Origin of the sequence: Micrococcus sp. HSID17227 (assembly GCF_003989405.1) — a bacterium.
Classification (GTDB): domain Bacteria; phylum Actinomycetota; class Actinomycetes; order Actinomycetales; family Micrococcaceae; genus Micrococcus; species Micrococcus luteus.
This window is the reverse complement of sequence record NZ_RBLN01000329.1, coordinates 1-2,234: the sequence shown is the minus strand read 5'-3', so window position 1 is coordinate 2,234 and position 2,234 is coordinate 1. Positions and strand designations below refer to the sequence as shown.

At 77.4% G+C, this 2,234-nt stretch carries 2 protein-coding genes and 1 pseudogene; all 3 read right to left on the bottom strand.

Annotated elements, in window-relative coordinates; translation table 11 throughout:
* Nucleotides 1-301, bottom strand: a pseudogene (locus D8M29_RS14265) (hypothetical protein); the annotation flags it as partial.
* Nucleotides 302-311: 10 nt separating this feature from the next.
* A complete protein-coding gene (gene tsaE / locus D8M29_RS11430; RefSeq protein ID WP_127435640.1) occupies nucleotides 312-938 on the bottom strand; it encodes a tRNA (adenosine(37)-N6)-threonylcarbamoyltransferase complex ATPase subunit type 1 TsaE in 627 nt (208 codons plus the stop codon).
* Entirely contained in the window at nucleotides 935-2,140 is a 1,206-nt protein-coding gene (gene alr / locus D8M29_RS11425; protein WP_127445991.1) for an alanine racemase, read from the bottom strand. Before alr ends, tsaE begins: the two co-directional genes overlap by 4 nt.
* Between the last annotated feature and the right edge of the window lie 94 nt (nucleotides 2,141-2,234).

The following is a 2,234-nucleotide window of genomic DNA, read 5'->3' as shown; positions in this document are numbered from 1 at the left end:
GCTGTGCGCCCTGGACGTCTCCCAGCTGATGCGCCACCTGGACGCGCTCCCCCTGCCCGAGACCCCCGTCAACGTCACCGCAACCGCCGACCGCGTCCACGTCGACGTCGTCGACGGCCGCGAGCGCGTCCAGCGCGGTGCCGGTGACGCCGGCCTCGCCGAGCACGGTCTGCACCGCGGGGGCGAGCACCTCGGCGTGGGCGTGGGTGTCGTCCGTGGCCCAGCGCGCGAGCTCCTCACCGTCCCGCAGGACGGCGACGGAGGCGGCGGCGGAGGAGTCGATCGCGAGGAGCAGGGCCATGGCGGCCAGTCTACGGAAGCACGACGCCGGCCCAGCGCGGGCCGCGGCCGGTCACGACGGCCGAGCGCAGCTCATCGGCCTGGCCTCCGTCCTCGTCGGAGAAGTCGGTGACGATGCCGTCGTCGCCCTCCCCCGCCGGGGCCGCGGGAGCGTCCTCACCCCCGCGGGCCCGGACGATCTCGATGTCCAGCCACGAGGCGTCCGGGTCCTCGGGGAACCCGGCGAGGGACTCGGCCATGCCCCGGCCCCACTCGACGACGGTCACGGAGCGGTCCACGCTCGCGTCCAGGTCGAGGTCCGTGAGCTCCCCCGCCGAGCGCAGCCGGTACGCGTCCACGTGCACGAGGTCCGGGGTGCCCGCCGGGGCGTCGGCCGGGGCGGGGTGGACGCGGGAGAGGACGAACGTCGGCGAGACCACGCCGGAGGCCACGCCGAATCCGCTGGCCAGCCCCTGGGTGAAGGTCGTCTTGCCCGCGCCGAGGTCGCCCGTGAGGATCAGCACGTCGCCGGCGCGGAGCACCCCGGCGAGGGCGCGGCCGAACGCCCGGGTACCGTCGGCGCCCTCGAGCGGGACCGTCGCCGTCAGCACGGGCTCGGGCAGGGTCGGGCCGGGGGCGGGGAACTCGTGGTCGCTCATGGGCGGGCCTCCTGGGTCGACGTGGGGTCCACGTGCTGCTGGTCCACGCGGCCTCCGATGCGGGTCACCAGCTCGTAGTTGATCGTCCCGGCGGCCGCGGCCCACTCCTCCACCGGAATGCCGGAGGCCGGTCCGAACAGCTCGACGGCGTCGCCGGGCGCGTCCGCGGCGTCCGGGCCGAGGTCCACCACGAACTGGTCCATCGCGATGCGGCCCACCACGGGGACGGTCCGGCCGCCGACCTGGACGCGCGTGCCCTCGACGACGCGCGGGACGCCGTCGGCGTAGCCGACGGGCACGAGCCCGAGGGTGGTGGGCTCCGCCGTGACGTGGCGGAATCCGTAGGACACGCCCTGCCCGGCGGGGACTGCCTTGACGTTGGCCAGGACGGTGACGAGGGACATGGCCGGGCGCAGTCCGAACTCGGCGGCGGTGACGTCCGCGAACGGGGAGAGCCCGTACAGGCCCAGGCCGACGCGCACCATGTCCAGGTGCGTGTCCGGCCGGGCGAGGGCGGCGGGCGTGTTGGCCAGGTGGCGCAGCAGCGGGTGGCCGAGCGTCTCGGCGGCCTCGGCGGCCATCCGTTCGAACCGCAGCAGCTGCGCCGTGGTCTCGGCGGCCCGGTCCGGCTCGTCCGCCACGCCGAGGTGGGAGAACACGCCCTCCACCCGCACGAGGCCCGCGGCCTCGAGCTCGGCGGCATGCGCCACGAAGGCGGGCCACCGCTCGGGCGTGCAGCCGCGGCGGCCCAGGCCGGTGTCCGCCTTCAGATGCAGGACCGCGCGGGCCCCGGGTCCGGCCCCGCCCCGGGCCCGCAGCCCGCGGACGGCGTCGGCGACGGCGTCCAGGTCCCAGCCCGAGACGCCGAGGGTCACCTCCGCCTCCACCGCGGCGGCGAAGTCCGTGGCCCCGGTGTGCAGCCACGCGAGCACGGGCAGGGGCACCCCCGCCGCGCGCAGGGCCAGGGCCTCGCGCACGTGGGCCACCCCGAGCCGGTCCGCGCCGGCGGCCGCGGCAGCACGGGCGACGGCCACCGCGCCGTGGCCGTAGGCGTCGGCCTTGACGACGGCGGTCAGCAGCGGCCGGCTGCCGTCGGGGCGCCGGATCCGCTCCCGCAGCACGCCCACGTTGTGCCGGACGGCCGCCAGGTCGATGCGTGCGGCGCGCTCGGTGTCCGCCGTGTCGCCGTAGGCGCGGCCCATCGGCCCGCCTCCGGCTCGGCGTCGTCCGCCCACCACAGGCGCGCGACGCTGCCCCCCCGCACGCTCGCCGGCGAGGACAGCGCGCGCAGCCCGA

What these genes read in the sequence shown, in the direction of transcription:
- tsaE (WP_127435640.1), bottom strand. Translation starts at nt 938, where the DNA reads ATGAGCGACCACGAGTTCCCCGCCCCCGGCCCGACCCTGCCCGAGCCC.
- alr (WP_127445991.1), bottom strand. Translation starts at nt 2,140, where the DNA reads ATGGGCCGCGCCTACGGCGACACGGCGGACACCGAGCGCGCCGCACGC.